The 26,626-nt window shown below is 60.6% G+C and carries 29 protein-coding genes; 18 read left to right on the forward strand and 11 right to left on the reverse strand.

The genetic code is table 11. The features are described 5' to 3' along the window. The first annotated feature begins 93 nt into the window (after positions 1-93). The 7 genes from mreC (at position 94) to tldD (ending at position 10,111) form a co-directional block, all read left to right on the forward strand. Positions 94-1,218, forward strand: coding sequence for a rod shape-determining protein MreC (mreC, locus tag KCG87_RS22305; RefSeq protein ID WP_210558955.1), 1,125 nt, complete (start codon positions 94-96; stop codon positions 1,216-1,218). Further along, positions 1,218-1,709 carry a rod shape-determining protein MreD gene (mreD, locus tag KCG87_RS22310; protein WP_007961576.1) on the forward strand — a complete coding sequence of 164 codons (492 nt, stop codon included), beginning with the start codon at positions 1,218-1,220 and terminating at the stop codon, positions 1,707-1,709. The genes mreC and mreD overlap by 1 nt, the downstream gene beginning before the upstream one ends. A gap of 44 nt (positions 1,710-1,753) precedes the next feature. Then, positions 1,754-2,350 (forward strand): Maf family protein, encoded by a 597-nt coding sequence (locus KCG87_RS22315; protein WP_210558900.1) that lies wholly within the window; start codon positions 1,754-1,756, stop codon positions 2,348-2,350. Between the two features lie 58 nt (positions 2,351-2,408). After that, a complete protein-coding gene (gene rng / locus KCG87_RS22320) occupies positions 2,409-3,866 on the forward strand; it encodes a ribonuclease G (RefSeq protein WP_007961585.1) in 1,458 nt (485 codons plus the stop codon). 75 nt (positions 3,867-3,941) lie between these two features. Next, a complete protein-coding gene (locus KCG87_RS22325) occupies positions 3,942-7,745 on the forward strand; it encodes a YhdP family protein (protein WP_210558901.1) in 3,804 nt (1,267 codons plus the stop codon). Between the two features lie 58 nt (positions 7,746-7,803). Next, positions 7,804-8,664 carry a carbon-nitrogen hydrolase family protein gene (locus tag KCG87_RS22330; RefSeq protein WP_135294961.1) on the forward strand — a complete coding sequence of 287 codons (861 nt, stop codon included), beginning with the start codon at positions 7,804-7,806 and terminating at the stop codon, positions 8,662-8,664. A 4-nt stretch (positions 8,665-8,668) separates the two neighbouring features. After that, positions 8,669-10,111 (forward strand): metalloprotease TldD, encoded by a 1,443-nt coding sequence (tldD, locus tag KCG87_RS22335; RefSeq protein WP_007961588.1) that lies wholly within the window; start codon positions 8,669-8,671, stop codon positions 10,109-10,111. A 51-nt stretch (positions 10,112-10,162) separates the two neighbouring features. On the opposite strand, the gene yjgA is transcribed toward tldD, so the two are convergent. Next, positions 10,163-10,687, reverse strand: coding sequence for a ribosome biogenesis factor YjgA (gene yjgA, locus KCG87_RS22340; RefSeq protein WP_003221672.1), 525 nt, complete (start codon positions 10,685-10,687; stop codon positions 10,163-10,165). A gap of 102 nt (positions 10,688-10,789) precedes the next feature. On the opposite strand from yjgA, the gene pmbA reads away from it, so the two are divergent. From pmbA to KCG87_RS22370, 6 genes are all read left to right on the forward strand, one after another. Then, complete coding sequence (gene pmbA, locus KCG87_RS22345) at positions 10,790-12,142, forward strand: metalloprotease PmbA (protein ID WP_193774873.1); 1,353 nt, start codon at positions 10,790-10,792, stop codon at positions 12,140-12,142. Positions 12,143-12,390: 248 nt separating this feature from the next. Next, entirely contained in the window at positions 12,391-12,798 is a 408-nt protein-coding gene (locus KCG87_RS22350) for a hypothetical protein (RefSeq protein WP_027610839.1), read from the forward strand. After that, the gene (locus tag KCG87_RS22355; RefSeq protein ID WP_210558902.1) at positions 12,779-14,155 is read left to right on the forward strand and encodes a class II fumarate hydratase; all 1,377 of its coding nucleotides are present in this window, start codon (positions 12,779-12,781) and stop codon (positions 14,153-14,155) included. Before KCG87_RS22350 ends, KCG87_RS22355 begins: the two co-directional genes overlap by 20 nt. Positions 14,156-14,182: 27 nt before the next feature. Further along, on the forward strand, positions 14,183-14,623 hold the full coding sequence (locus KCG87_RS22360; RefSeq protein ID WP_096795353.1) for a hypothetical protein: 441 nt from the start codon (positions 14,183-14,185) through the stop codon (positions 14,621-14,623). Between the two features lies 1 nt (position 14,624). Then, entirely contained in the window at positions 14,625-15,236 is a 612-nt protein-coding gene (locus KCG87_RS22365) for a superoxide dismutase (protein WP_115986705.1), read from the forward strand. Positions 15,237-15,266: 30 nt separating this feature from the next. Further along, the gene (locus KCG87_RS22370; RefSeq protein ID WP_210558903.1) at positions 15,267-16,160 is read left to right on the forward strand and encodes a ZIP family metal transporter; all 894 of its coding nucleotides are present in this window, start codon (positions 15,267-15,269) and stop codon (positions 16,158-16,160) included. Between the two features lie 59 nt (positions 16,161-16,219). Here the strand turns inward: KCG87_RS22370 and KCG87_RS22375 are convergent, their stop codons facing one another. The 10 genes from KCG87_RS22375 to KCG87_RS22420 form a co-directional block, all read right to left on the reverse strand. After that, positions 16,220-16,495, reverse strand: coding sequence for an HPr family phosphocarrier protein (locus tag KCG87_RS22375; RefSeq protein WP_003221684.1), 276 nt, complete (start codon positions 16,493-16,495; stop codon positions 16,220-16,222). Between the two features lie 15 nt (positions 16,496-16,510). Continuing rightward, entirely contained in the window at positions 16,511-17,368 is an 858-nt protein-coding gene (rapZ, locus tag KCG87_RS22380) for an RNase adapter RapZ (protein ID WP_027610844.1), read from the reverse strand. 2 nt (positions 17,369-17,370) lie between these two features. Then, positions 17,371-17,835 (reverse strand): PTS IIA-like nitrogen regulatory protein PtsN, encoded by a 465-nt coding sequence (ptsN, locus tag KCG87_RS22385; RefSeq protein ID WP_027610845.1) that lies wholly within the window; start codon positions 17,833-17,835, stop codon positions 17,371-17,373. A 12-nt stretch (positions 17,836-17,847) separates the two neighbouring features. After that, entirely contained in the window at positions 17,848-18,156 is a 309-nt protein-coding gene (raiA, locus tag KCG87_RS22390) for a ribosome-associated translation inhibitor RaiA (protein WP_025109458.1), read from the reverse strand. 73 nt (positions 18,157-18,229) lie between these two features. Beyond that, positions 18,230-19,723, reverse strand: coding sequence for an RNA polymerase factor sigma-54 (locus KCG87_RS22395; RefSeq protein ID WP_027610846.1), 1,494 nt, complete (start codon positions 19,721-19,723; stop codon positions 18,230-18,232). 187 nt (positions 19,724-19,910) lie between these two features. Beyond that, on the reverse strand, positions 19,911-20,636 hold the full coding sequence (lptB, locus tag KCG87_RS22400; protein WP_007967211.1) for an LPS export ABC transporter ATP-binding protein: 726 nt from the start codon (positions 20,634-20,636) through the stop codon (positions 19,911-19,913). After that, on the reverse strand, positions 20,636-21,181 hold the full coding sequence (lptA, locus tag KCG87_RS22405; RefSeq protein ID WP_096795357.1) for a lipopolysaccharide transport periplasmic protein LptA: 546 nt from the start codon (positions 21,179-21,181) through the stop codon (positions 20,636-20,638). The genes lptB and lptA overlap by 1 nt, the downstream gene beginning before the upstream one ends. Further along, positions 21,168-21,740, reverse strand: coding sequence for an LPS export ABC transporter periplasmic protein LptC (gene lptC, locus KCG87_RS22410; RefSeq protein WP_027610848.1), 573 nt, complete (start codon positions 21,738-21,740; stop codon positions 21,168-21,170). Before lptC ends, lptA begins: the two co-directional genes overlap by 14 nt. Positions 21,741-21,748: 8 nt before the next feature. Next, entirely contained in the window at positions 21,749-22,273 is a 525-nt protein-coding gene (locus tag KCG87_RS22415; protein WP_007967216.1) for an HAD family hydrolase, read from the reverse strand. Next, positions 22,273-23,247 carry a KpsF/GutQ family sugar-phosphate isomerase gene (locus KCG87_RS22420; protein ID WP_027610849.1) on the reverse strand — a complete coding sequence of 325 codons (975 nt, stop codon included), beginning with the start codon at positions 23,245-23,247 and terminating at the stop codon, positions 22,273-22,275. The genes KCG87_RS22415 and KCG87_RS22420 overlap by 1 nt, the downstream gene beginning before the upstream one ends. Positions 23,248-23,522: 275 nt before the next feature. Between KCG87_RS22420 and KCG87_RS22425 the strand changes: the two genes are divergently transcribed. Genes KCG87_RS22425 through KCG87_RS22445 form a run of 5 tightly spaced genes read left to right on the forward strand, consistent with a single transcriptional unit; the run spans position 23,523 to position 26,563 of the window. Next, positions 23,523-24,332 carry an ATP-binding cassette domain-containing protein gene (locus KCG87_RS22425; protein ID WP_003221703.1) on the forward strand — a complete coding sequence of 270 codons (810 nt, stop codon included), beginning with the start codon at positions 23,523-23,525 and terminating at the stop codon, positions 24,330-24,332. Further along, a complete protein-coding gene (gene mlaE, locus KCG87_RS22430) occupies positions 24,332-25,129 on the forward strand; it encodes a lipid asymmetry maintenance ABC transporter permease subunit MlaE (protein WP_003221704.1) in 798 nt (265 codons plus the stop codon). The genes KCG87_RS22425 and mlaE overlap by 1 nt, the downstream gene beginning before the upstream one ends. Then, positions 25,129-25,596 carry an outer membrane lipid asymmetry maintenance protein MlaD gene (mlaD, locus tag KCG87_RS22435; RefSeq protein ID WP_007967220.1) on the forward strand — a complete coding sequence of 156 codons (468 nt, stop codon included), beginning with the start codon at positions 25,129-25,131 and terminating at the stop codon, positions 25,594-25,596. The genes mlaE and mlaD overlap by 1 nt, the downstream gene beginning before the upstream one ends. 11 nt (positions 25,597-25,607) lie before the next feature. Further along, positions 25,608-26,261 (forward strand): ABC transporter substrate-binding protein, encoded by a 654-nt coding sequence (locus tag KCG87_RS22440; RefSeq protein WP_027610852.1) that lies wholly within the window; start codon positions 25,608-25,610, stop codon positions 26,259-26,261. After that, positions 26,258-26,563 carry an STAS domain-containing protein gene (locus KCG87_RS22445; protein WP_027610853.1) on the forward strand — a complete coding sequence of 102 codons (306 nt, stop codon included), beginning with the start codon at positions 26,258-26,260 and terminating at the stop codon, positions 26,561-26,563. The genes KCG87_RS22440 and KCG87_RS22445 overlap by 4 nt, the downstream gene beginning before the upstream one ends. Positions 26,564-26,626: the final 63 nt, after the last annotated feature.

Raw genomic sequence — 26,626 nt, forward strand, 5'->3', positions numbered from 1 at the left:
GCTGCCTGTTGGCGTTTATCTTCTGTCAGTCTTCATCCAGGCCGGTTTGATGCCGTATGAATAAACAGAACATTTGCCTGGGAGGAGCGGCTTATTAAACCGCTTTTCGCCAAAGGCCCTTCGTTGGGTGTGCGCCTGTTGGTGCTGGCCGTGCTGTCGGTCGCGCTGATGGTGGTCGATGCCCGCTTCGACCTGCTCAAACCCGCGCGCAAACAAGCGTCGCTGGTGTTGATGGACGCCTACTGGATCACCGACCTGCCCGGACGGCTGTGGGAAGGGATCGCCAGTCAGTTCGGCAGCCGCACCGAGCTGGTCGCCGAAAACGAAAAACTCAAGACCGAGAACCTGCTGTTGCAGGGGCGCATGCAGAAGCTTGCCGCCCTTACCGAGCAGAACGTGCGGCTGCGCGAGTTGCTCAATTCCTCCGCACTGGTCAACGAAAAGGTCGAAGTGGCCGAGTTGATCGGCATGGACCCCAATCCCTTCACCCATCGCATCATCATCAATAAAGGTGAGCGCGATGGCGTGGTGCTCGGTCAGCCGGTGCTCGATGCACGCGGTCTGATGGGCCAGGTGGTCGAGTTGATGCCGTACACTTCCCGTGTGCTGCTGCTGACCGACACCACTCACAGCATTCCTGTGCAGGTGAACCGTAACGGTCTGCGGGCGATTGCCAGCGGCACCGGCAACCCGGAACGTCTGGAACTGCGGCATGTTGCCGATACCGCTGACATCAAGGAAGGCGATCTGCTGGTCAGCTCCGGCCTGGGTCAGCGCTTCCCGGCCGGTTATCCGGTGGCGACGGTCAAGGAAGTCATCCACGATTCCGGCCAGCCGTTCGCAATTGTCCGCGCGGTGCCAACCGCTGCGTTGAACCGCAGCCGTTATCTGCTGCTGGTGTTCAGTGACAACCGCACCGCCGAAGAGCGCGCCAACGATGCGGCGCAGGCCCAGGAAAATCTCGATGCGCAGGGCGGTGGCCCGATGCTTCCGGCCACGGTGCCGAAAGTTGTCAACACCCCGGCTGCCGCTGCAGCGCCAGCCGCCCCGGCAGCACCGGCCGCTGCGGCCAGCACCACGCCGGCCAAACCTGCAGCGAGCAAACCTGCTGCGACCAAGCCTGCGGCGGCGGCTAAACCGCCAGCATCCCAGCCGGCTGCGCGACCGGCGGCGAAACCACCTGCCGCCACGCCAGCCAACACCGGGAGACAAGAATAATGGTCGGGGCTACTGCTTCGCGTAACGGCTGGATTGTCTGGCTGACGTTTGTCGTCGGCATCCTGCTGAGTGTTTCACCGCTGCCGATGTTCATGGAAATCCTGCGTCCCCTCTGGCTGGCGTTGCTGCTGACTTTCTGGGCGTTGTACATGCCGCATACGGTCGGCATGGTCACCGCGTTCTGCCTGGGGCTGGCCGAAGATGTGCTGCAGGGCGATCTGCTTGGCCAGAATGCCTTGATCCTGACGCTGATCACCTTCCTCGTGCTGTCGTTGCAGCAGCGTCTGCGGATGTTCCCGATGTGGCAGCAGTGCCTGGTGATCCTGGTGATCTTCGGCCTCGCTCAACTGGTTCAATTGTGGCTCAGCGCCTTGACCGGCAACCGTCAGCCAACCCTGGCGCTGGTACTGCCGGCACTGGTCAGTGCCTTGCTCTGGCCTTGGGTCAGCTTCGCTTTGCGTGGATTGCGCCGGCGCTACAAAATCAACTGATTCGGTCAGGCATGTGCCCGCACCTCGACAAGGGAGATGTCTTGATGAAGCCGCTTTACCTCGCCTCTGGTTCGCCGCGTCGGCGTGAGTTGCTCACGCAGATCGGCGTGCCGTTCTCCGCCATCAGTGCGGACATCGATGAAACCCCGCTCCCCGAAGAATCGCCCTCGGCCTATGTCGAACGCCTGGCGCGTGGCAAGGCCGAGGCCGGTCGACGCACGCTGGTGTCCGACGCGGCATTTTGCGTTCTGGGCGCAGATACCGCGGTGGTGCTCGACGGCAAAATTCTTGGCAAACCGGTGGACGAAGCCGATGCATGCGCCATGCTGATGATGTTGTCCGGCAAGGAGCATGAAGTGCTGACCGCCATCGCCGTGCTCGAAGGCGAGCGCTGTGAGTCGCGCGTGGTGCGCAGTCTGGTGCGGTTCCGCCCGATCAGCCGCGAAGAGGCTGCGGCCTACTGGGCCAGTGGCGAACCCCGGGACAAGGCTGGCGGTTATGGCATTCAGGGCCTCGGCGCGGTGTTTGTCGCCGGGCTCAATGGCAGCTATTCGGCGGTGGTCGGGCTGCCGGTTTGCGAAACCGCAGAACTGTTGGGCCATTTCGGCATACCCTGTTGGCAAAACCTGAACGCGCAATGAACGTCGTACGAATCAAGATGCGGCCATTATCGTGAACATGCCTGAACGAGACCCTGCCATGAGTGAAGAGATTCTGATCAACATCACGCCGATGGAATCGCGCGTGGCGGTGGTCGAAAACGGTGTGCTGCAAGAAGTCCATGTCGAGCGCACGCAGAAACGCGGGATCGTCGGCAACATCTATAAGGGCAAGATTGTCCGGGTGCTGCCGGGCATGCAGGCGGCATTCGTCGACATCGGTCTGGATCGTGCGGCATTCATCCACGCCTCGGAAATCTCCCTGCGCGAAGGCCCGGCGGTGGAAAGCATCAGCGCGCTGGTGCACGAAGGTCAGAGCCTTGTGGTGCAGGTGACCAAGGATCCGATCGGTTCCAAGGGCGCGCGCCTGACCACGCAGCTGTCGATTCCGTCGCGTTATCTGGTGTACATGCCGCGCACCGCCCACGTCGGCATTTCCCTGAAAATCGAAGACGAAGCCGAGCGCGAGCGCCTCAAACAGGTGGTCAGCGATTGTGTGGCCAAGGAAGGAATCAAGGAGGCCGGTGGCTTCATCCTGCGTACCGCCGCCGAAGGTGCCGGGGCCGATGAGATCCTCATGGACATCCGCTACCTGCGCCGCCTGTGGGATCAGATCAATGCGCAGATCCAGACCATCGGCGCGCCGAGTGTGATCTACGAAGACCTCGGTCTGGCCCTGCGCACGTTGCGCGATCTGGTCAGCCCGAAGATCGAGAAAATCCGCATCGACTCCAGGGAAACCTTCCAGAAAACCACGCAGTTTGTGGCCGAACTGATGCCGGAAATCGCCGATCGTCTCGAACACTATCCGGGCGAGAGGCCAATTTTCGACCTGTATGGCGTCGAAGACGAAATCCAGAAAGCCCTCGAGCGCAAAGTGCCGCTCAAGTCCGGCGGCTATCTGGTGGTCGATCCGGCGGAAGCCATGACCACCATCGACGTCAATACCGGCGCGTTTGTAGGCCATCGCAATCTCGAAGAAACCATCTTCAAGACCAACCTCGAAGCCGCCACCGCGATTGCCCGGCAGATGCGCCTGCGCAATCTGGGTGGGATCATCATCATCGACTTCATCGACATGGAAGATGAAGAGCATCAGCGCCAGGTGCTGCGTACCCTGGAAAAACAGCTCGAACGTGATCACGCCAAGACCAACATCATCGGTATCACCGAGTTGGGCCTGGTGCAGATGACCCGCAAGCGCACCCGTGAAAGCCTTGAGCAAGTGCTGTGCGAGCCGTGCAGCAGTTGCCAGGGGCGGGGCAAGTTGAAGACCCCGGAAACCATCTGTTACGAGATTTTCCGCGAGATTCTGCGCGAAGCCCGCGCCTATCAGGCCGAAGGTTACCGGGTGCTGGCGAACCAGAAAGTGGTGGACCGTTTGCTCGATGAAGAATCCGGTAACGTCGCCGAGCTTGAAGGGTTTATCGGCCGCACCATACGCTTTCAGGTCGAAACCATGTATTCCCAGGAACAATATGACGTGGTGCTGCTCTGAACCCCTGCAGCACAACTAATCCACAACGGCTGGCCTCAGCTTTCAGTAGTTTTTTTGCCATGGGAGCCAACTGACATGGAGCGTCTGACACGCATTTTGGCCGCATTGACCCGCTGGGGGCTGGGCCTGTGCGCGTTGGTTCTGGTGTTGATGGCGTTGTACGTCAGCCTCGGTCGGGAACTGACGCCACTGGTGGCGGAATACCGCACCGATATCGAAGACAAGGCCACGGCTGCGCTCGGCATGCCGTTGCAGATCGGCGAACTGGAAGGCAACTGGAGCGGCTTCGCGCCGATTCTGCTGGCCCACGATGTGATGGTCGGTGACGGCGCCAATGCCTTGCGTCTGGATCGGGTGCGCGTGGTGCCTGACCTCTGGGCCAGTCTACTGTCGCGCGAAGTGCGTATCGCCCATCTGGAATTGAACGGCCTGAAGATCAGTGTCAAAGAAGCACAGGACGGCACCTGGGCGCTGGAAGGCCTGCCGGTGCAGAACGATCAGCCGCTGGATCCCGAACAATTGTTCAAGCGCTCGCAGATGGTTCAGCAACTGTCGGTGCTCGACAGTCAGGTGACCGTGCAGCCGCTGGATCAGGCGCCGATGACCTTTACGTATGTCGGCCTCAATCTGAAAACCGGCAGCAGCCGTCAGCGTCTTGATGCTCGTCTGACCTTGCCCGACGGGCAACCGGTGGCGATGAGCCTGCGTACACGGATTCGCCCCTCTCAATTGCCGGACAGTTCGCTGGAGGGTTATGTCAGCCTGCCGCAAAGCGATTGGTCGAAGTGGCTGCCGGAGCGTTTGACCCAACAGTGGAATTTTTCCGAGATCAAGGCTGGCGGCGAGCTGTGGGTGAACTGGAACGACGGCGCTCTGCAAAGCGCCGCCATCCGTTTGAACGCACCACAGGTGACCGGCGCTTATGCCGAGCGCAAGCCGATCAAGATCAGCAATCTGGCGCTCAACGGCTATTACCAGCGCGATGACGAGGGCGCGATTGTCACTCTCGATTCGCTGGCGATGAACTTCGGCGAGACCCGCTGGGAATCCCATGTGCAGCTCAAGCAGACGGTGGCCACCGATAAAACCGATGAGTTGTGGCACTTGCAGGCCGACCGCCTCGACCTGACACCGATCACGCCGTTGCTCAATGCGCTGGGGCCGTTGCCCGAAAACGTCGCTACGGTCGTCGACCACCTGAAGGTGACGGGTGGACTGCGCAACGTGCTGCTGGATTTTCGTCCCAATGCCACCGACGGCTCGAAATTCGGCTTTGCGGCCAACCTCGATAATGTCGGTTTCGATGCCTATCACGGTGCCCCGGCGGCGCGAAACGTCAGTGGCAGCCTCAGCGGCAACCTCGACGGTGGCGAGTTGCGCCTGGACAGCAAGGATTTCGTCCTGCACCTCGACCCGATCTTCGCCAAGCCATGGCAATACATCCAGGCCAATGCCCGACTGACCTGGAAGCTCGATAAAGAAGGTTTCACCCTGATCGCGCCGTACCTGAAAGTGCTGGGCGAAGAGGGCAAGATTGCCGGCGACTTCCTGATCCGCCTGCACTTCGACCATAGCCAGGAAGACTACATGGACCTGCGCGTCGGGCTGGTCGATGGCGATGGTCGCTACACCGCCAAATACCTGCCCGAAGTCTTGAGCCCGGCCCTCGACGAGTGGCTGCGTACAGCGATCCTCAAGGGCGCCGTGGATCAGGGCTTCTTCCAGTACCAGGGTTCGCTGAGCAAAAACGCCAAGGACGTGGATCGCAGCATCAGCCTGTTCTTCAAGGTGCATGACGCCGAGCTGGCGTTCCAGCCGGGCTGGCCGCACGTGAGCAAGGTCAGCGGCGATGTGTTCATCGAGGACAGCGGCGTGCGCATCGTGGCCGACAAGGGCCAGTTGCTCGACACCCAGGTCAGCGACGTTTTCGTCAACATTCCCCATGTGCCGGCCGGGCAACCTACCCATCTGTTGCTCGACGGCGGATTTGCCGGCGGGCTGGGCGATGGCCTGAAAATTCTCCAGACCGCGCCGATCGGTACCGGCGAAACCTTTGCCGGCTGGGAAGGCGAGGGCGATTTGCAGGGCAAGGTCAAACTCGACATTCCGCTGGAAAAGGGCGATCTGCCGAAGATCCTCGTCGATTTCAAAACCGCCAATGCGCGCCTGAAACTGGCCGAGCCGAAGCTGGAACTGAGCCAGCTCAAGGGCGATTTCCGTTTTGACAGCGCCAAGGGGCTGAGCGGGCAGAACATCGCCGCCAGGGCCTTCGACAAGCCGGTGACCGCGCAGATTTTCGCTGATGGCAGCCCGAACAAGCTCAAGACTCGGGTCGCGGCCTCCGGGCAGGTCGAGGTCAAGAAGCTCACTGACTGGCTGGGCGTGACTCAGCCGTTGCCGGTGTCCGGGACCCTTCCGTATCAGTTGCAGGTCAACCTTGACGGCACTGACAGTCAGCTCACTGTCAGCTCCAGCATGAAAGGCGTGGCAGTGGATCTGCCGGCACCGTTTGGCATGTCGGCCGAGCAGGGTCGTGACACGGTGTTCCGCATGACGTTGCAAGGTGCGGAGCGGCGTTACTGGGTCAACTACGATCAACTGGCGAGCTTCACCTTCGCCGCGCCGCCGAGCAATATCGCCGATGGTCGCGGTGAGCTGTTCCTCGGTACGGGCGACGCCGTACTGCCGGAGGCCAAGGGCTTGCGCATTCGCGGTGTGCTGTCGGAGCTGGACGTCGCGCCGTGGCAGGATCTGGTCAGCAAATACGCCGGCAACGATCCGGGCGGCAGTGCCAAACAATTGCTCAACAGTGCCGACTTCAAGGTGGGCAAGCTCACCGCCTTCGGCACCACGCTGGATCAGGCTGCTGTACAGGTCAATCGCAAGCCATGGGCGTGGAATCTGGCGCTCGACAGCCAGCAGGCCAAGGGTTCGGCCAGCCTGCCCGATGCCAAGGGCGCGCCGATCGCGGTCAATCTGCAATACGTACGCCTGCCGGCGCCGGATCCGACGGTGCAGGCTGACGAGAACTCGCCTGATCCGCTGGTTTCGGTCGACCCGACGAAGATTCCCGCGCTGGATATCACCATCAATCAGTTGTTTCTGGGCCAGGATCTGGTGGGCGGCTGGTCGCTCAAGGTTCGACCGACGGCCAAAGGCATTGCCCTGAACAATCTCGATATGGGCCTCAAGGGCATTCTGTTGCAGGGCAATGGCGGCTGGGAAGGGGCGCCGGGTTCGACCAACAGCTGGTTCAAGGGCCGGATCAGCGGCAAAAACCTTGCCGATGTGCTCAAGGGCTGGGGCTTTGCGCCGAGCGTGACCAGTGAAGAGTTCCACATGGATGTCGATGGCCGCTGGCCGGGCTCGCCGGCATGGCTGGCAACCAAGCGCTTCTCCGGCACGCTGGATGCCTCGCTCAATAAAGGTCAGTTCGTTGAAGTGGAGGGCGGCGCGCAGGCGTTGCGGGTGTTCGGTCTGCTCAACTTCAACTCCATCGGCCGTCGTCTGCGCCTGGACTTCTCCGACTTGTTTGGCAAAGGCTTGAGCTACGATCGGGTCAAGGGCCTGTTGGTGGCTAATAACGGCGTGTATGTCACCCGCGAGCCGATTCGCCTGACCGGTCCTTCGAGCAACCTTGAACTGGACGGTACGCTGGATCTGGTCGGCGATCAGGTCGACGCCAAATTGCTGGTGACCTTGCCGGTGACCAACAACCTGCCGATTGCCGCGTTGATCGTCGGCGCGCCGGCGGTCGGCGGGGCGCTGTTCCTGATCGACAAGCTGATCGGCGACCGCGTGGCGCGCTTCGCCAGCGTCAAGTACACCGTCAAAGGTCCGTGGAAAGAGCCGAAAATCACCTTCGACAAGCCTTTTTGAACAGCCACATCCCAGGCCTATGGAGTAGCATGGCCGCATACCTGTTACGGAGTGCGCCATGTCTTTAGCGGTGATTCAAATGGTCAGCCAGAGTGATGTGCTGGCCAATCTGGCGCAGGCTCGACGCCTGCTCGAACAGGCCGCGGCCGGCGGCGCGAAGCTGGCGGTGCTGCCGGAAAACTTCGCCGCCATGGGTCGTCGCGACATCGCCGACATCGGCCGTGCCGAAGCGCTTGGCGAAGGGCCGATCCTGCCATGGTTGAAACAGACCGCCCGCGACCTCAAGTTATGGATAGTGGCCGGCACCTTGCCGTTGCCGCCGCTTGGGCAACCGGACGCCAAGTCGCATGCCTGTTCGCTGCTGGTCAACGATCAGGGTGAAACCGTGGCACGGTATGACAAGTTGCACCTGTTCGATGTTGATGTGGCGGACAATCGCGGGCGGTATCGCGAATCCGATGACTATGCTTATGGCAGTGGCGTGGTGGTCGCAGACACGCCGGTTGGCCGAGTCGGCCTGACCGTGTGTTACGACCTGCGCTTTCCGGAGCTGTACAGCGAATTGCGCGCCGCCGGTGCCGAGTTGATTACCGCCCCGTCGGCCTTCACCGCAGTGACCGGTGCGGCGCATTGGGATGTGCTAATTCGCGCCCGGGCCATCGAGACGCAGTGTTATGTATTGGCGGCAGCGCAGGGCGGGACTCACCCGGGACCGCGTGAAACCTTCGGTCATGCGGCTATTGTCGACCCGTGGGGCCGTGTGCTGGCGCATCAGGATCAAGGCGAGGCGGTATTGTTGGCCGCACGCGACAGTGATGAACAAGCGTCTATCAGGGCGCAAATGCCGGTGACGAGTCATCGGCGGTTTTTCTCGCAGGGCGCCCAGCGGCCTGCTTCAGAACATGAATTTAAGGCGTAAACCTATGAGCGAGTTGTTGTCCTCAGTCAGTGATCACCTGTTGGCGCCCGGCGGCGTGACCATCGAGAGCCTGCAAGGTGTGCTCGGCGATCTGGCCGGCCCGGGCATCGATGCTGCCGATCTGTATTTCCAGGGCCAGATCTCTGAGTCGTGGTCGCTGGAGGACGGTATCGTCAAGGAAGGCAGCTTCAACCTCGACCAAGGTGTTGGCGTGCGTGCGCAGTCCGGCGAGAAAACCGGTTTTGCCTACAGCAACGCGATCACCCTCGAAGCCCTGGGCGCTGCGGCCCGTGCCGCCCGCTCGATCTCCCGCGCCGGGCAGAACGGCACGGTGCAGGCGTTCAGCACTCAGGATGTCGCGCAGTTGTATGCGCCGGACAATCCGCTGGAAGTGCTGAGCCGCGCCGAGAAAGTCGAGCTGCTCAAGCGCATCGACGTCGCCACCCGCGCCCTCGATCCACGGATTCAGCAGGTCAGCGTGAGCATGGCCGGGGTCTGGGAACGGATTCTGGTGGCGTCCACCGACGGTGGCCTGGCCGCTGATGTGCGTCCGCTGGTACGTTTCAACGTCAGCGTGATCGTCGAGCAGAATGGCCGTCGCGAGCGCGGCGGACATGGCGGCGGCGGGCGTACCGACTACCGTTATTTCCTCGCCGAAGACCGTGCCATGGGCTATGCCCGTGAAGCACTGCGTCAGGCGCTGGTGAATCTGGAAGCGATTCCGGCACCGGCCGGCACCTTGCCTGTCGTCCTCGGTTCGGGCTGGTCCGGCGTGCTCCTGCACGAAGCGGTTGGTCATGGTCTGGAAGGCGACTTCAACCGCAAGGGCAGTTCGGCCTACAGCGGGCGCATGGGCGAAATGGTTGCCTCCAAGCTCTGCACCATTGTCGATGACGGCACGTTGAGCGGTCGTCGCGGCTCGCTGAGCGTCGACGACGAAGGCACCCCGACCGAGTGCACCACGCTGATCGAGAACGGCGTGCTCAAAGGTTACATGCAGGACAAGCTCAATGCGCGTCTGATGGGCGTGGCCCGTACCGGCAACGGTCGTCGCGAGTCCTACGCGCATCTGCCGATGCCGCGCATGACCAACACCTACATGCTCGGAGGCGAGAGCGATCCGGCGGAAATCATCGCCTCGGTGAAGAAGGGCATCTACTGCGCCAACCTTGGCGGCGGTCAGGTCGACATCACCAGCGGCAAGTTCGTGTTCTCCACCAGTGAGGCGTACCTGATCGAGGACGGCAAGATCACCGCGCCGGTCAAGGGCGCGACGTTGATCGGCAACGGCCCCGAGGCGATGAGCCGGGTGTCGATGGTCGGTAACGATCTGGCGCTGGACAGCGGTGTGGGCACGTGCGGCAAGGACGGGCAGTCGGTGCCGGTGGGTGTCGGTCAGCCGACGCTGAAGATCGATGCGATTACCGTGGGTGGCACGGGCGCATAAAAAGAGGTGGAGCTGCGGGTGGCGCGCAGGGCGGCCACCCGATGGCGAGTATCAACGCAGGCCGCGTTGGGTATCGTCCAGCTCACGGATGTACTTGAAGATCTTGCGGCTGGAAGCAGGAGGTTTGTTTTGCGCAACCTCGTGCTGAGCCTGACGGATCAGGGAACGCAGTTGCTGGCGATCGGCGTCCGGGTATTCGACGACGAATTTCTCCAGCACGGCATCGTCACCGGCGATCAGGCGGTCACGCCAGCGTTCGAGGTTGTGGAAACGCTCGTTGTACTGACGGGTGGAGGCATCGAGTTGATCGAGCAGGACCAGAATCGCGTCAGTGTCCTGATCGCGCATCAGTTTGCCGATGAACTGCAGGTGCCGTTTACGCGCGATGTTCGCGGTGTGCTTCGGCGCATCAGCCAGGGCCCGGCGCAAGGCGTCGGTCAATGGCAGTTTTGCCTGCAAGTCGGGCTTGAGTGTTGTAAGGCGCTCGCCAAGGTCAACCAGAGCATGCAGCTCGCGTTTGACCTGAGATTTGCTTTTTTCTCCCGTATCGAGGGAGTCGTCGTAAGAATCAACCATGGTGGCAGTCCGCAAAGAAACGCCGCCATGATAACCAGTCGGGGGCCGCTTGTCCGGCCCGGTCGCTCGATGACCCCAGCCGAAAGCAGAATTTGAGTGGAGATGAGCATGAGTGCAGTTCAAAGCGTCGGCCCGCAAGCATTGCCGGCACTGCAGGAACAGGTCGAGCAGATCATCGCCGAAGCCAAGCGTCAGGGCGCCAGTGCCTGTGAAGTGGCAGTATCGCTGGAGCAGGGTTTGTCGACGTCGGTGCGCCAGCGTGAGGTCGAGACGGTCGAATTCAATCGCGACCAGGGCTTTGGCATCACCCTGTACGTCGGCCAGCGCAAAGGCTCGGCCAGCACGTCCGCCACCGGGCCGGACGCGATTCGTGAAACCGTTGCCGCTGCACTGGCGATCGCCAAACACACCTCTGAAGACGAAGCTTCGGGCCTCGCTGATGCGGCGCTGATGGCCAGGGATCAGCAGGATTTCGATCTGTTTCACGAGTGGGACATCACCCCCGAGCAGGCCATCGAGAAGGCGCTGATCTGTGAAGCGGCCGCGTTCGACGCCGATGCGCGGATCAAGAACGCCGACGGCACCACCCTCAGCACGCATCAGGGCTGCCGTGTGTATGGCAACAGCCACGGTTTCATCGGCGGTTACGCGTCGACCCGGCATAGCCTCAGTTGCGTAATGATCGCCGAGGCCGACGGCCAGATGCAGCGCGATTACTGGTATGACGTCAATCGCCAGGGCAGCCTGCTGGCGGATCCGGTGAGCATCGGCCAGCGTGCCGCGCAACGGGCGGCGAGCCGTCTGGGCGCGCGTCCGGTGCCGACCTGCGAAGTGCCGGTGCTGTTTTCCGCCGAGCTGGCGGGCGGGTTGTTCGGCAGTTTCCTGTCGGCGGTGTCCGGCGGCAGCCTGTACCGCAAATCGTCGTTTCTCGAAGGCACTTTGGGGCAGAAGCTGTTTCCGGAATGGCTGACCATCGACGAGCGTCCGCACCTGATGCGCGCCATGGGCAGTGCGTCCTACGACGGCGATGGTCTGGCCACTTACGCCAAGCCGTTCGTCGAGAAGGGCGAACTGGTGTCGTACATCCTCGGCACGTACTCCGGGCGCAAACTCGGCATGCCGAGCACCGCCAACGCGGGTGGCGTGCACAACCTGTTCGTCACTCACGGTGACGAAGACCAGGCGGCGCTGTTGAAGCGCATGGGCCGTGGGCTGCTGGTCACCGAATTGATGGGCCATGGCTTGAACATGGTCACCGGCGATTATTCGCGCGGGGCGGCGGGTTTCTGGGTCGAAAACGGCGAAATCCAGTTCGCGGTGCAGGAAGTGACCATCGCCGGCAACATGCGCGACATGTTCAAGCAGATCGTCGCAGTCGGGAATGATCTGGAGCTGCGCAGCAATATTCGCACGGGCTCGGTATTGATCGAGCGGATGACTGTCGCGGGCAGTTAAGCCCCAGCGGTCAGACAAGAAAGGCGCGCCACCTCATCGGGTGGCGCGCCTTTTTTCTTGGCTCCACACAAAACCTTGTGGGAGCGAGCCTGCTCGCGAAAGCGATAGCAGCCTACTGCAGCGGCGACTGACACGACGCCTTCGCGAGCAGGCTCGCTCCTACAACGGAGTCTGTGTAATCAGGCACTCTTGTTTTGGTTCTCATTATCATCTAATAATAAATCTCATCTCCGAACGAGCCCCGGATCATGAGTTCTGCCTTGCACGAGCAGCCGTACCTCGAAAGCTGGCGCTGGATGAGTCGACAGATCCGTTGCGCGATGGATCCTGACGAACCACGCCTGATCGAACATTACCTGGCCGAAGGCCGTTATCTGGCCTGCTGTACGGCGACTTCCCCGTGGACCATCGCTGAAACCTCCTTCCGTCTGCTGCTCGACACAGCCACCGACATCGCGTTGCCGTGGCACTGGCGCAGCCTGTGTCTCGATCAAGCCTGGCGTCCGTTGCGTGAAATGGAGCGCCTCTCTCTGTGCAACTGTCGGCTCCAGCGCTGGCAGCGCTACACCTGGCAACTGGCGACCTGCGAGTTGCTTCCCTCGATTCCTCTCATTGAATTAGTCCAAGGATTTACCGATGACCAAGACTCGTATTGAGCGCGACAGCATGGGCGAACTACAGGTGCCGGTGGACGCTCTCTATGGCGCGCAGACCCAGCGTGCAGTGGATAACTTCCCGATCAGCGGCAAGCCGATGCCAACGCAATTCATCCGTGCGCTGATCCTCGCCAAAGCCGCCGCCGCGCGGGCCAACGTCGAACTCAACCAACTGAGCGCCTCGCAAGGCAAGGCCATCAGCGACGCCGCGCAAGGCCTGCTCGAAGGCGATTTCATGCAGCATTTCCCGGTGGATATCTTCCAGACCGGCTCCGGCACCAGCTCCAACATGAACGCCAACGAAGTGATTGCGACCCTCGCCAGCCGCCTGCTCGGCGAGCCGGTCAACCCGAACGATCACGTCAACTGCGGCCAGAGCAGCAACGACATCATTCCGACCACCATCCACGTCAGCGCGGCGTTGGCGTTGCACGAACAACTGCTGCCGGCGCTGTTGCATCTGGTGCAGGTCATCGAAAACAAAGCCGATCAGGTGCACCACCACGTCAAAACCGGCCGTACGCACTTGATGGACGCGATGCCGGTGCGCATGAGCCAGGTGCTCAATGGCTGGGCGCAGCAGCTCAAGGCCAACATCGGTCATCTGCAGGATTTACTGCCGAGCCTGCAATCGCTGGCGCAGGGCGGTACGGCGGTCGGCACCGGGATCAATGCGCATCCGGAATTCGCCGCGCGTTTCAGCCGCCAGCTCAGCCAACTGACGAATGTGCAATTCACTCCGGGCAAGGATCTGTTCGCCCTGATCGGCTCGCAGGACACCGCCGTCGCCGTCTCCGGTCAGCTCAAGGCCACCGCCGTGTCGCTGATGAAAATCGCCAACGACCTGCGCTGGATGAACTCTGGTCCGCTCGCCGGCCTTGGCGAGATCGAGCTGGAAGCCCTGCAACCGGGTTCGTCGATCATGCCGGGCAAGGTTAATCCGGTGATTCCGGAAGCTACTGCGATGGTCGCTGCGCAAGTGATCGGCAACGATTCGGTGATCACCATCGCCGGCCAGTCGGGCAACTTCGAGCTGAACGTGATGCTGCCGATCATCGCCCAGAACCTGCTGAGCAGCATCGAACTGCTGGCCAATGCCAGCCGCCTGCTCGGTGACAAGGCGATTGCCAGCTTCAAGGTCAACGAGTCGCGGCTCAAAGAAGCGCTGTCGCGTAATCCGATCCTAGTCACGGCGCTCAACCCGATCATCGGCTATCAGAAAGCCGCCGAAATCGCCAAGCAGGCCTACAAGCAGGGCCGCCCGGTGATCGACGTCGCGCTGGAACACACCGATCTGTCGCGCAGCCACCTGGAAGAGTTGCTCAACCCCGAGAAACTCACCGCCGGCGGCGTGTAACCCCCGCAACCGCTTTGGAGGCTCACCATGGAGCACTGGAAACGCACGATCGAACGGGCCAATCGCTGCTTCATGCTCGGCGAGCTGATCGACGCCCGCGAGGCTTACCTGCAAGCCCTGGCCCTGGCGCAAGTGCTATTCGAACGCTGGGCCGATGCCGACGAAGCGGTGGCGGCCTGCGTCATCTCCCACCACAACCTGGCGGATCTGCACCTGCGCCTGAATCAGCCGGAGGAGAGCGCCGAGTACCTCTGCGCGATTCATCAACGGCTGTTGCAGACCATGCAGGACGAGCGCCTGCGTCCGGCCCTGCGGGAAGCGGCGTTGCGCCAGAGCAGCAAGACCTACGTCGAACTGCTGAATTTCATCAGCGAACACGGCGAATACCCGCGCACCCAGCGCCTGCTGCACCCGGACACCGGCAATGCACGCCGCGCCTCAGTCTCACATCACCATGGAGTCCACTGAAATGGCTTTTACCTTGCCTGCCTTGCCTTACGCCTACGATGCCCTGGAACCGCACATCGATGCGCAAACCATGGAGATCCACTACACCAAGCACCACCAGACCTACATCAACAACCTCAATGCCGCCGTCGAAGGCACTGAGTACGCCGAATGGCCGGTGGAAAAACTGGTCGCCAGCGTTCAGCAGTTGCCGGAAAAACTCCGCGCGGCGGTGATCAATCAGGGTGGCGGGCATGCCAACCATTCGCTGTTCTGGGAAGTCATGGTGCCCAACGGCGGTGGCAAGCCGGACGGCGCGCTGGCCAAGGCCATCGAGGCGCAACTGGGCGGCCTCGACAGTTTCAAGGAAGCCTTCACCAAAGCCGCGTTGACCCGTTTCGGCAGCGGCTGGGCCTGGCTCAGCGTGACCCCGGAGAAAAAACTGGTCGTGGAAAGTAGCGGCAATCAGGACAGCCCGTTGATGAACGGCAACACGCCGATTCTCGGTCTGGATGTTTGGGAACACGCCTATTACCTGCGTTATCAGAACCGTCGCCCGGAATACATCAACGCGTTCTACAACGTGATCAATTGGCCGGAAGTTGCTGCGCGCTACCAGGCTGCACTGGTTTAAGTCTTCTATAAAAACAATCCAGGGCTGACTATGGGCACTGAAACACTGGCGATTGGCGGTGGGCGCATGTTTCGTTACGCGGTCGGGTCGCTGTTGCTGCTGGCGGGCATGACCCTGCTGGCCGTGCACGGGCTGGAATGGCTGGATCTGCAGCCGCGATTGTCACGCGCATTGCAGGGCGGCGCGATCTGCGCCCTCGGCACGGCGCTCGGCGCGGTGCCGGTGCTGGTGATCCGGCGTATGCCGCAGAGGCTCAGCGATACGCTACTGGGTTTCGGCGCCGGCGTGATGCTGGCGGCGACCGCGTTTTCGCTGATCGTGCCGGGCATCGCTGCTGCCGAAAGTCTGGGCCTGACACCGTTGGCCGCCAGCGGGCTGATTTGCTTCGGCATCATGCTCGGTGCATTCGGTTTGTATCTGGTGGATCTGAAACTGTGCGGCGCCTCACCGAAAATGCTCGTCGGTACCCCCGAGCACCCGGTGATTCCGCCGCGCATCTGGCTGTTCGTCTTCGCCATCATTGCTCACAACATCCCGGAAGGCATGGCGGTGGGGGTGTCCGCTGGCGGCGGCATGCCGGATGCCGACAGTCTGGCGATGGGCATCGCCTTGCAGGATGTGCCAGAGGGATTGGTGATTGCGCTGGTACTGGCGGGGGCAGGAATGTCGCGGGTCAGGGCGTTCTTGATCGGTGCGGCGTCAGGACTGGTCGAACCGGTGTTTGCACTGCTCTGTGCCTGGCTGGTCAGTCTGGCGGAGCTGTTATTGCCGTTGGGGCTGGCGCTGGCGGCGGGGGCGATGTTGCTGGTAGTGACGCACGAAGTCATTCCGGAATCGCGCCGCAATGGTCATGACAAGCTGGCCAGTCTTGGCTTGCTGATCGGGTTTTGTCTGATGATGGTGATGGATACGGCGTTGGGTTGAATATCAAAAGATCGCATCCTGCGATCTTTTGATCTTTTGATCTTTTGATCTTTAAACGATCAACCACCCTCATCGAAGTAGTTGTTGATCAACGCCACCAGCGCATCCAGCGCTTCTTGTTCCTGATGGCCTTCGGTGCTCAGATAGATCTTCGTACCCTTGCCGGCGGCGAGCATCATCATCGCCATGATGCTTTTGCCATCCACTGTGGTTTCTGGCGTGCGACCCACTCTGATCGTGCAATCCGGGAACTGGCCCGCCACCCCGACGAACTTGGCCGACGCTCGGGCGTGCAGGCCCAGTTTATTGATGATTTCGATTTCCAGAGCAGGCATCGCGGTGTGAATCCTTTAAGTGAGGTCGCGGTGGCGAACCTGGACGTTCTTCAGGGTTTTCTGCAGGGCCTGACCCAGGCGTTCGGTCAGGTAAACGGAGCGGTGATGCCCGCCGGTGCAGCCAATGGCAATGGTGACATAGGCGCGATTACTCGCGGCAAAGCGTGGCAGCCATTTGTACAGGTAGCCGTAGATGTCCTGGAACATCTCCTCAACCTCCGGTTGTGCAGCCAGGTACTCGGCGACCGGTGCGTCGAGACCCGATTGTGCACGCAGTTCCGGTTTCCAGTAAGGATTGGGCAGGCAGCGCACATCGAACACCAGATCCGCGTCCACCGGCATGCCGCGCTTGAAGCCGAACGACTCGACCAGAAACGCCGTACCCGGTTCCGGCTGGTTCAGCAGTCGCAGCTTGATGGTGTCACGCAACTGGTACAGATTCAGATTGGTGGTGTTGACCTTGAGGTCGGCCAGGTCGGCGATCGGGCCGAGCAGGGCGGTTTCATCTTCGATCGCTTCGGCCAGCGAGCGGTTGGCAGTGCTCAATGGATGGCGCCGGCGGGTTTCCGAGAAGCGCTTGAGCAGGGTTTCTTCGTCGGCATCCAGATACAGCACATCGCACTGGATGTGCCGGGCACGGACTTCTTCAAGCAGTTCGGGGAAACGCGACAGGTGGCTCGGCAGATTGCGTGCATCGATCGACACGGCCACCAGCGGCTGGGCCAGTTCGGTGTGAATCAGGGCGCGTTCGGCGAGTTCCGGCAGCAGACCGGCCGGCAGGTTGTCGATGCAGTAGTAGCCGTTGTCCTCAAGGACATTCAGGGCGGTACTTTTACCCGAGCCGGAGCGGCCGCTGACGATGATCAAACGCATGATTAATGACCGTTCTGCTCGCTCAGGACGACCTGATACAAGGCTTCGTTGCTCGGTGCGCTGCGCAGTTTTTCGCGCACTTCCTTGCGATCGAGCATGCTGGCGATCTGGCGCAGTAATTCCAGGTGGGCATCGGTGGCCGCTTCCGGGACCAGCAGTACAAACAGCAGGTCGACCGGTGCGCCATCGATGGCATCGAAATCGATGGGGGCATCAAGGTGCATCAACGCGCTGATAGGCGCTTCGCAGCCTTTGAGGCGACAGTGGGGAATGGCGATGCCGTTGCCGAAACCGGTGGATCCGAGTTTCTCACGGGCTACCAGGCTCTCGAAAACATCCTGCATGGCCAGATCCGGCACTTCTTTATGGATGAGGTTGGCAATCTGTTCGAGGGCTTTCTTTTTACTGCCGCCCGGCACGTTCACCAGGGAACGGCCGGGGGTCAGGATACTTTCAAGTCGGATCATGGGTTGGGAGTGTTAACGACCTGTCGCGCCCTGAAGGAGGCTCTGGGTCTTTTCCTTATGCTTTTTGAGTTGGCGATCCAGCTTGTCGGTCAGTGAGTCGATCGCAGCGTACATGTCAGTATCTTCTGCGTTAGCGACCACTTCGCTGCCGGGTATATGCAAGGTGGCTTCGATTTTCTGCTTGAGCTTTTCGACGCACATCGTGACTTGCACGTTGGTGATCTTGTCGAAATGGCGCTCCAATCGTTCGAGTTTCTCGTTGATGTAGGTGCGCAGAGGTTCGGTCACTTCCAGTTGGTGTCCACTGATGTTGACTTGCATACAGCTTCTCCTTCGTTGCCAGTGCATAAAGCGGCAGGCCGAAGAGCCTGCCACTGGAACGCTGTAACGTGGCTTACATCAACCGCTTGCGTTCGCTCGAAGGCGCGATCCCGAGGGATTCGCGGTACTTGGCGACGGTGCGGCGAGCCACCTGAATGCCTTGTGCCTCCAGTAAACCAGCGATCTTGCTGTCACTCAACGGCTTTTTCTGATTTTCCGCCGCAACCAGTTTTTTGATGATCGCGCGGATCGCCGTCGACGAGCATTCACCGCCTTCGGAGGTGCTGACGTGGCTGGAGAAAAAGTATTTCAGTTCATAAATACCGCGCGGGGTATGCATGAATTTCTGCGTGGTGACCCGGGAAATCGTCGATTCGTGCATGCCGACCGCCTCGGCGATGTCATGCAGGACCAACGGCTTCATGGCTTCATCGCCATACTCCAGGAAGCCGCGCTGATGCTCGACGATCTGGGTGGCCACCTTCATCAGGGTTTCGTTGCGGCTTTGCAGGCTCTTGATGAACCAGCGTGCCTCTTGCAACTGGTTGCGCATGAAGGTGTTGTCGGCGCTGGTGTCGGCGCGACGGACGAAACCGGCGTACTGCGCGTTAACCCGCAGACGGGGCACTGACTCCTGATTCAGCTCGACCAGCCAGCGTTCGTTATCCTTGCGCACAATGACGTCGGGCACCACGTACTCGGCTTCGGTCGATTCGATCTGCGAGCCCGGACGCGGATTGAGGCTTTGCACCAGTTCGATGACCTGACGCAACTCGTCTTCCTTGAGCTTCATACGCCGCATCAACTGGCTGTAGTCGCGACTGCCGAGCAGATCGATGTAATCGCTGACCAGACGTTTGGCTTCGTTGAGCCACGGGGTCTTGGCCGGGAGCTGACGCAGTTGCAGCAGCAGGCATTCGCCGAGGTTGCGCGCGCCGATACCGGCCGGTTCGAACTGCTGAATGCGGTGCAGAACGGCTTCGATCTCGTCCAGCTCGATGTCGAGCTCCGGATCAAAGGCGTCGAGAATTTCTTCGAGGGTTTCGTCCAGGTAGCCCTGATTGTTGATGCAATCGATCAGGGTCACGGCGATCAGGCGGTCGGTGTCGGACATCGGCGCCAGGTTCAATTGCCACAGCAGATGGCTTTGCAGGCTTTCGCCGGCGGACGTGCGGGTGGTGAAGTCCCACTCGTCGTCATCGCTGCTGGGCAGGCTGCTGGCGCTGGTCTGGTAGACGTCTTCCCAGGCGGTATCAACGGGCAGTTCGTTAGGAATGCGCTCGTTCCATTCGCCATCTTCCAGATTGTCCACCGTCGGGGCGGCTTCCTGATAGGACGGTTCCTGAATGTCGGTGTTGGGTTTTTGTTCGGCGTTGTCGGCCAAAGGATCGGTATTGTCGAAGTCGTCGCCTTCTTCCTGGCGTTCGAGCATCGGATTGGATTCCAGGGCCTCCTGGATTTCCTGTTGCAGGTCCAGGGTCGACAATTGGAGCAGGCGGATGGCCTGTTGCAGCTGCGGTGTCATCGTCAGCTGCTGGCCCATTCTCAAGACTAGCGATGGTTTCATGGCAGGGGCTTAACACCTTATTCGCCGGCGCGCATGCGCCATCCACTACAGGGCGCCGGAGCGCCAAACTTAAGCAAATTATATGCCTGAAACTGTCGTGTTTGCCTAGAGCGCTGTAACAATAAAAGCGTATAAAAAGCCTGCTTCATCGATACAGCACCCGGAGGCTGGCCAAGTGCCTTGGTGCTTACAGGCGGAACTCGTGGCCCAGGTACACTTCCTTCACCAGATCGTTGGCAAGGATGGTCGCCGCATCGCCTTCCGCGATCAGTTGACCGTCGTTGACGATGTAGGCGGTTTCGCAGATATCCAGGGTCTCACGCACGTTGTGGTCGGTGATAAGAACACCGATGCCCTTGGCCTTGAGGTGATGGATGATCTGCTTGATGTCGCCGACCGAAATCGGGTCGACACCGGCGAACGGCTCGTCGAGCAGGATGAATTTCGGTGCGGTCGCCAGGGCGCGGGCGATTTCCACCCGGCGGCGTTCACCACCGGACAGGCTCATGCCGAGGTTGTCGCGGATGTGGCTGATGTGGAATTCCTGCAGCAGGCTTTCCAGTTCCTTGCGACGACCGGCCTTGTCGAGTTCCGTGCGGGTTTCGAGGATGGCCATGATGTTATCGGCCACCGACAGTTTGCGGAAGATCGACGCTTCTTGCGGCAGATAGCCGATACCGGCCTTGGCGCGGCCGTGCATCGGCTGATGGCTGACGTCCAGATCATCGATCAGCACGCGACCCTGATCGGCCTGCACAAGGCCGACGATCATGTAGAAACAGGTGGTCTTGCCGGCACCGTTCGGGCCGAGCAGGCCAACGATCTGGCCGCTGTCGATCGACAGGCTGACGTCGCGCACAACCTGGCGGCTTTTATAGGCCTTGGCCAGGTGTTGAGCTTTCAGAGTTGCCATTACTGGGTTTTCTCGTCGGTTTTCTTCTTCGGCTGGATCACCATGTCGATACGCGGACGCGCTTCGGTGACTTTGCTGCCGGTAGCGCGACCGGCACTGGCCAGTTTCTTCACCGTGTCATAGACGATTTTCTCGCCCTGAGTGGTGTTGTTGTCCTTGTCGACAACCTTGGCCTTGTCGATCAGCACGACGCGGTTTTGCGCGGCGTGGTACTGAATCGTCACGCCCCAGCCCTGAACAGGCTTGGCGTCACCCTGGGTTTGCAGTTGCTCGAAGTAGGCAAGGTTGCCCACCGAGGTCACCACGTCGATATCGCCGGTCGGAGTACGGGTGATGGTCACCGTATTGCCCTTAACGATCATCGAGCCCTGGGTGATGATCACATCACCTTTATAGGTGGCGATGCCGTTCTTGTCGTCCAGCTGGGCGTCGTCGGCCTGAATGCGGATAGGTTGCTGCTGATCGTTCGGCAGAGCCCAGGCGCTCACGCTTCCCAGTGCTGCGCCCAGACTGAGCAAAATAGGGAGGGTTTTAACGAGCCTCATACTGTCCTCTTACGTTCGATTGCAGGTGTATCCTGCTTTCCTTCAAATACGCCTTCATTCCCACGCCAGTCGATACACCGCCAGCGCCGTCGATTCTAACGGGTTGCTCGGTCTGCGCATATTGCTGCTGAGGGAACACCGTCATGCGTGTGCTGGTGATCAGGGTGTCGCGTTTCTTTTCATCGGTGCGCTTGATGCGTACCGAGTCGATCAATTCTACCTGCGTTCCGTCCGGATTCACTTCGCCGCGTTCGCTGGTCACGTGCCACGGAAACTCGGTGCCGCGATACATGTTGAGGTCGGGTTTGGTAACCAGGGTCACATCCGTCGCTTTCAGGTGTTCGGCCTTGTCCGACGTCATTTCGTACTGCACTTTGCCGTCCGGCAGGTATTGCAGGGTATGCGTATTGGTGGCGTACCAGTCGATGGCAGTGTCTTCGACCTTGGCCACAGGCTTGTCGAGGAAACGTTCCGGACTGATGTTCCAGTAGCCGACCGCCGCAAACATCGCAGCGATGCAGCCGAACAGCAGGAAGTTGCGAAATTTTTTGCTAAACATGATTTGGCTCACAGGTACGCGGCGTTGGCCGCATCAAGGCGGCCCTGGGCGCGCAGGATCAATTCGCAGAATTCGCGGGCGGCACCTTCGCCACCGCGGGCCCGAGTGACGCCATGGGCGTGTTCGCGCACGAAGTCGGCAGCATTGGCAACGGCCATGCCCAGCCCTACGCGGCGGATCACCGGCAAGTCAGGCAGGTCGTCACCCAGGTAGGCGACCTGTTCATAGCTTAGGCCCAGTTGCGCCAGCAGGCCGTCCAGAACCACCAATTTGTCTTCGCGACCCTGAAACAGGTGCGGGATACCGAGGTTCTTCGCCCGGCGTTCAACCACCGGGGTCTTGCGGCCACTGATGATGGCAGTCTCGACACCGGCATTCATCAGCATTTTGATGCCCTGGCCATCGAGGGTGTTGAAGGTCTTGAATTCGCTGCCGTCTTCGAGGAAGTACAGGCGCCCGTCGGTGAGGACGCCGTCGACGTCGAACACCGCCAGTTTGATCGCTTTGCCGCGTTGCAGCAGATCGGTGGTCATTACATCACTCCTGCACGCAGCAGATCGGAGAGGTTGAAGGCGCCGATCGGGCGATCTTCTTCGTCCACGACAACCAGTGCGTTGATTCGGTGGTCTTCCATGATTTTCAGGGCTTCGGCGGCGAGCATCTCGGGCCGTGCGGTCTTGCCGTGTGCGGTCATGACCTGGTCGATGGTGGCGCTGCGGATGTCGATGCTGCGGTCCAGCGTGCGGCGCAAATCGCCGTCGGTGAAGATTCCGGCCAGTTTGCCATCGGCTTCAACGATCGCGGTCATGCCCAGACCCTTGCGGGTCATTTCCATGAGCGCGTCCTTGAGCAGGGTGCCGCGCTGCACTTGCGGCAGCTCTTGCCCGGCATGCATTACGTTTTCCACTTTCAGCAGCAGGCGTCGACCCAGAGCGCCGCCCGGGTGTGAAAAGGCAAAATCTTCGGCGGTGAAACCACGCGCTTCCAGCAGCGCCACGGCCAGGGCATCGCCCATGACCAGCGCGGCGGTGGTCGAGGAAGTCGGTGCCAGGTTCAGCGGGCAGGCTTCGTGTTCGACATGAACGTTGAGATTGACTTCGGCAGCTTTGGCCAGCGGCGACTGCGGATTGCCGGTGAGGCTGATCAACTGGATGCCGAGGCGCTTGATCAATGGCAGCAGGGTGACGATTTCGTTGGTCGAGCCGGAGTTGGAGAGGGCGAGGATCACGTCGTCGCGGGTGATCATGCCCATGTCGCCATGGCTGGCTTCGGCCGGGTGGACGAAAAATGCCGGGGTGCCGGTGCTGGCCAGGGTCGCGGCAATCTTGTTGCCGACGTGCCCGGATTTGCCCATGCCGACCACGACCACACGGCCTTTGCTGGCCAGAATCATCTCGCAAGCGCGTACGAAATCGGCGTCGATATGGGGCAACAAGCCTTGTACGGCTTCCACTTCGAGGCGAATGGTGCGTTGTGCCGATTGAATCAGGTCGCTGGATTGGCTCATGTCAGAAATCGTATAGCCCGATGAAAAGGCGGCGATTATAGCGGTTATGTTGAAAAGCCTCACGCAAGTTCGTCGTGCTTTGTCATTCCTCGTAACCAAAACCCTGAAAAAGCGCGGCCGCGCCTGTCATATCGCTGAACACAGGGGGGCATGGGCCTTGGGCGCTTGGCCTTTGCAGTGATATAGTTCGCCGCCAGTTCGGCCTGCCCGGGAGGTATGTGCTTTCTGCGGAAAGCCAGGCGTCCGAGTGAGAGGCTGCATCGCAAGGAGTTTAGATGAGTGCCGATAACGCCTACGCGGTCGAGCTGAAGGGAGTCTCCTTCAAGCGCGGTGCGCGCAGCATTTTCAATAACGTCGATATTCGCATCCCGCGTGGCAAGGTTACCGGCATCATGGGACCTTCCGGGTGCGGCAAGACCACTTTGTTGCGCTTGATGGGTGCGCAGTTGCGTCCATCCAGCGGCGAAGTCTGGGTCAACGGCCAGAACCTGCCGACGCTGTCGCGCAGTGATCTGTTCGATGCGCGCAAGCACATGGGTGTGCTGTTTCAGAGCGGCGCGCTGTTCACCGATCTCGATGTCTTCGAGAACGTCGCTTTCCCCCTGCGCGTTCATACGCAATTGCCGGATGAAATGATCCGCGACATCGTCCTGCTCAAATTGCAGGCGGTCGGTCTGCGCGGTGCGATCGAGCTGATGCCCGACGAGCTGTCCGGGGGCATGAAGCGGCGCGTGGCGCTGGCCCGGGCGATTGCGCTCGATCCGCAGATTCTCATGTATGACGAGCCTTTCGTCGGTCAGGATCCGATCGCCATGGGCGTGCTGGTACGCCTGATCCGTCTGCTCAACGATGCGCTGGGGATCACCAGCATCGTGGTCTCCCACGATCTGGCCGAAACCGCGAGCATCGCTGACTACATCTATGTAGTGGGTGATGGTCAGGTGCTGGGGCAGGGCACGCCGGACGAATTGATGAATTCGGATGAACCGCGTATTCGCCAGTTCATGACCGGCAACCCCGATGGCCCGGTGCCGTATCATTTTCCAGCGACGGATTACCGCGCAGATCTTCTGGGGAAGCGCTGATGCGCAGAATTTCATTAATAGAACGCGTACGCCGGTTCGGCGAGGCGGCGATCGACGCCGTCGCGGTGTTTGGCCGCGCGACCCTGTTCCTGTTTCACGCCCTGCTCGGTCGTGGCGGCATCAGCGGCGGTTTCGGCCTGCTGGTCAAGCAGTTGCATTCGGTCGGCGTGATGTCGCTGGTGATCATCGTCGTGTCGGGGATTTTCATCGGCATGGTGCTGGCGCTGCAGGGCTTCAGTATTCTGTCGAGCTACGGTTCGGAGCAGGCGGTGGGGCAGATGGTGGCCCTGACGTTGCTGCGTGAACTGGGGCCAGTCGTGACGGCGTTGCTGTTTGCCGGGCGTGCCGGTTCGGCGCTGACCGCAGAAATTGGCAACATGAAGTCCACCGAACAGCTTTCCAGCCTGGAAATGATCGGTGTCGATCCGCTCAAATACATTATTGCCCCGCGTCTGTGGGCCGGTTTCATTTCCCTGCCGGTGCTGGCGATGATTTTCAGCGTGGTGGGAATCTGGGGCGGTTCGTGGGTGGCTGTCGACTGGCTTGGCGTGTATGAAGGCTCCTACTGGGCGAACATGCAGAACAGCGTGAACTTCACCAGCGATGTGCTCAACGGCGTCATCAAAAGTATCGTTTTCGCCTTCGTCGTGACCTGGATCGCCGTTTTCCAAGGCTATGACTGTGAGCCCACTTCCGAGGGCATCAGTCGCGCCACCACCAAGACCGTGGTATTCGCCTCGCTGGCGGTACTGGGCCTGGACTTTATTCTGACCGCTTTGATGTTTGGAGATTTCTGATGCAAAACCGCACCCTGGAAATCGGTGTCGGCCTGTTCCTGCTGGCAGGGATCCTGGCTTTGTTGCTACTGGCTCTGCGGGTCAGTGGCCTGTCTCCGACTTCGACCACCGACACCTATAAACTGTATGCCTACTTCGACAATATCGCCGGTTTGACGGTCAGAGCCAAAGTGACCATGGCTGGCGTAACCATCGGCAAGGTCACGGCCATCGATCTGGATCGCGACAGCTTCACCGGTCGGGTAACCCTGCAAGTGGATAAAAAGGTCGACAACCTGCCGACCGACTCCACAGCGTCTATCCTGACCGCTGGCCTGTTGGGCGAGAAGTACATCGGTATCAGCGTGGGCGGGGAAGACACCCGTCTGAAGGATGGTGGAACCATCCACGACACGCAGTCGTCTCTGGTACTGGAAGACCTGATCGGTAAATTCCTGCTCAATACCGTTAGCAAAGACGCCAAATGAGGAGCTTTTGAATGATCTCTACCTTGCGACGTGGCCTGTTGGTGTTGCTTGCGGCACTGCCGATGCTGGCTAGCGCTGCGCCCGGACAGTCGGCGCACGACCTGATTCAGGACACCACGAACCGGATGCTGGCCGACTTGTCGGCCAATAAAGAGAAGTACAAGAAGGATCCGCAGGACTTCTACACGGCGCTGAACACCATCGTCGGACCTGTGGTGGATGCCGAAGGCATTTCCAAGAGCATCATGACGGTCAAGTATTCGCGCAAGGCCACGCCGGCGCAGATGCAGACCTTCCAGGAAAACTTCAAGCGCGGCCTGTTCCAGTTCTATGGCAACGCTTTGCTCGAGTACAACAACCAGGGCATCACCGTTGATCCGGCCAAGGATGAGTCCGGCGATCGCACCAGCGTCGGCATGACCGTCAAGGGCAACAACGGCGCGATCTACCCTGTGCAGTACACGCTGGAGAAGATCAATGGCGAGTGGAAACTGCGCAATGTGATCATCAACGGCATCAACATCGGCAAGCTGTTCCGTGATCAGTTCGCCGACGCGATGCAGCGCAATGGCAACGATCTGGACAAGACCATCAACAATTGGGCTGGCGAAGTGGCCAAGGCCAAGGAAACCACCGAGAAAGCTGCCGAGAAGCCAGCGCAATGAATGAGGCGGCAGTTCGTATGAGTGACGTCGACGAGCTATTGCTCAGTGGAGTACTGGATTACCGCACAGGTCCCGACCTGCGCAAGGAAGGCCAGGCGCTGATCAAGTCCAGCAAGGCGGCATCGCTGGTCATCGATTGCTCGGCAGTGAAGAAGTCCAGCAGCGTCGGCTTGTCCTTGCTGCTGTGCTTCATGCGCGATGCCCAGGCGGCCGGCAAGGCCGTCAGCATCCGTGCGATGCCGGAAGACATGCGCGAAATCGCTCAGGTCAGTGAACTGACCGAGTTGCTGGCGCACCCCTGAACCCGCATCGATAAACAAGCCCCCCGTCAGAGTCCTGCCAATGCGGGGTTCGCAGGCGCGGGG

Origin of the sequence: Pseudomonas sp. MWU347 (assembly GCF_017947305.1) — a bacterium.
Lineage (GTDB): Bacteria > Pseudomonadota > Gammaproteobacteria > Pseudomonadales > Pseudomonadaceae > Aquipseudomonas > Aquipseudomonas putida_A.

What these genes read in the sequence shown, in the direction of transcription:
- mreD (WP_007961576.1), top strand. Translation starts at nt 1,218, where the DNA reads ATGGTCGGGGCTACTGCTTCGCGTAACGGCTGGATTGTCTGGCTGACG.
- KCG87_RS22315 (WP_210558900.1), top strand. Translation starts at nt 1,754, where the DNA reads ATGAAGCCGCTTTACCTCGCCTCTGGTTCGCCGCGTCGGCGTGAGTTG.
- rng (WP_007961585.1), top strand. Translation starts at nt 2,409, where the DNA reads ATGAGTGAAGAGATTCTGATCAACATCACGCCGATGGAATCGCGCGTG.
- KCG87_RS22325 (WP_210558901.1), top strand. Translation starts at nt 3,942, where the DNA reads ATGGAGCGTCTGACACGCATTTTGGCCGCATTGACCCGCTGGGGGCTG.
- KCG87_RS22330 (WP_135294961.1), top strand. Translation starts at nt 7,804, where the DNA reads ATGTCTTTAGCGGTGATTCAAATGGTCAGCCAGAGTGATGTGCTGGCC.
- tldD (WP_007961588.1), top strand. Translation starts at nt 8,669, where the DNA reads ATGAGCGAGTTGTTGTCCTCAGTCAGTGATCACCTGTTGGCGCCCGGC.
- yjgA (WP_003221672.1), bottom strand. Translation starts at nt 10,687, where the DNA reads ATGGTTGATTCTTACGACGACTCCCTCGATACGGGAGAAAAAAGCAAA.
- pmbA (WP_193774873.1), top strand. Translation starts at nt 10,790, where the DNA reads ATGAGCATGAGTGCAGTTCAAAGCGTCGGCCCGCAAGCATTGCCGGCA.
- KCG87_RS22350 (WP_027610839.1), top strand. Translation starts at nt 12,391, where the DNA reads ATGAGTTCTGCCTTGCACGAGCAGCCGTACCTCGAAAGCTGGCGCTGG.
- KCG87_RS22355 (WP_210558902.1), top strand. Translation starts at nt 12,779, where the DNA reads ATGACCAAGACTCGTATTGAGCGCGACAGCATGGGCGAACTACAGGTG.
- KCG87_RS22360 (WP_096795353.1), top strand. Translation starts at nt 14,183, where the DNA reads ATGGAGCACTGGAAACGCACGATCGAACGGGCCAATCGCTGCTTCATG.
- KCG87_RS22365 (WP_115986705.1), top strand. Translation starts at nt 14,625, where the DNA reads ATGGCTTTTACCTTGCCTGCCTTGCCTTACGCCTACGATGCCCTGGAA.
- KCG87_RS22370 (WP_210558903.1), top strand. Translation starts at nt 15,267, where the DNA reads ATGGGCACTGAAACACTGGCGATTGGCGGTGGGCGCATGTTTCGTTAC.
- KCG87_RS22375 (WP_003221684.1), bottom strand. Translation starts at nt 16,495, where the DNA reads ATGCCTGCTCTGGAAATCGAAATCATCAATAAACTGGGCCTGCACGCC.
- rapZ (WP_027610844.1), bottom strand. Translation starts at nt 17,368, where the DNA reads ATGCGTTTGATCATCGTCAGCGGCCGCTCCGGCTCGGGTAAAAGTACC.
- ptsN (WP_027610845.1), bottom strand. Translation starts at nt 17,835, where the DNA reads ATGATCCGACTTGAAAGTATCCTGACCCCCGGCCGTTCCCTGGTGAAC.
- raiA (WP_025109458.1), bottom strand. Translation starts at nt 18,156, where the DNA reads ATGCAAGTCAACATCAGTGGACACCAACTGGAAGTGACCGAACCTCTG.
- KCG87_RS22395 (WP_027610846.1), bottom strand. Translation starts at nt 19,723, where the DNA reads ATGAAACCATCGCTAGTCTTGAGAATGGGCCAGCAGCTGACGATGACA.
- lptB (WP_007967211.1), bottom strand. Translation starts at nt 20,636, where the DNA reads ATGGCAACTCTGAAAGCTCAACACCTGGCCAAGGCCTATAAAAGCCGC.
- lptA (WP_096795357.1), bottom strand. Translation starts at nt 21,181, where the DNA reads ATGAGGCTCGTTAAAACCCTCCCTATTTTGCTCAGTCTGGGCGCAGCA.
- lptC (WP_027610848.1), bottom strand. Translation starts at nt 21,740, where the DNA reads ATGTTTAGCAAAAAATTTCGCAACTTCCTGCTGTTCGGCTGCATCGCT.
- KCG87_RS22415 (WP_007967216.1), bottom strand. Translation starts at nt 22,273, where the DNA reads ATGACCACCGATCTGCTGCAACGCGGCAAAGCGATCAAACTGGCGGTG.
- KCG87_RS22420 (WP_027610849.1), bottom strand. Translation starts at nt 23,247, where the DNA reads ATGAGCCAATCCAGCGACCTGATTCAATCGGCACAACGCACCATTCGC.
- KCG87_RS22425 (WP_003221703.1), top strand. Translation starts at nt 23,523, where the DNA reads ATGAGTGCCGATAACGCCTACGCGGTCGAGCTGAAGGGAGTCTCCTTC.
- mlaE (WP_003221704.1), top strand. Translation starts at nt 24,332, where the DNA reads ATGCGCAGAATTTCATTAATAGAACGCGTACGCCGGTTCGGCGAGGCG.
- mlaD (WP_007967220.1), top strand. Translation starts at nt 25,129, where the DNA reads ATGCAAAACCGCACCCTGGAAATCGGTGTCGGCCTGTTCCTGCTGGCA.
- KCG87_RS22440 (WP_027610852.1), top strand. Translation starts at nt 25,608, where the DNA reads ATGATCTCTACCTTGCGACGTGGCCTGTTGGTGTTGCTTGCGGCACTG.
- KCG87_RS22445 (WP_027610853.1), top strand. Translation starts at nt 26,258, where the DNA reads ATGAATGAGGCGGCAGTTCGTATGAGTGACGTCGACGAGCTATTGCTC.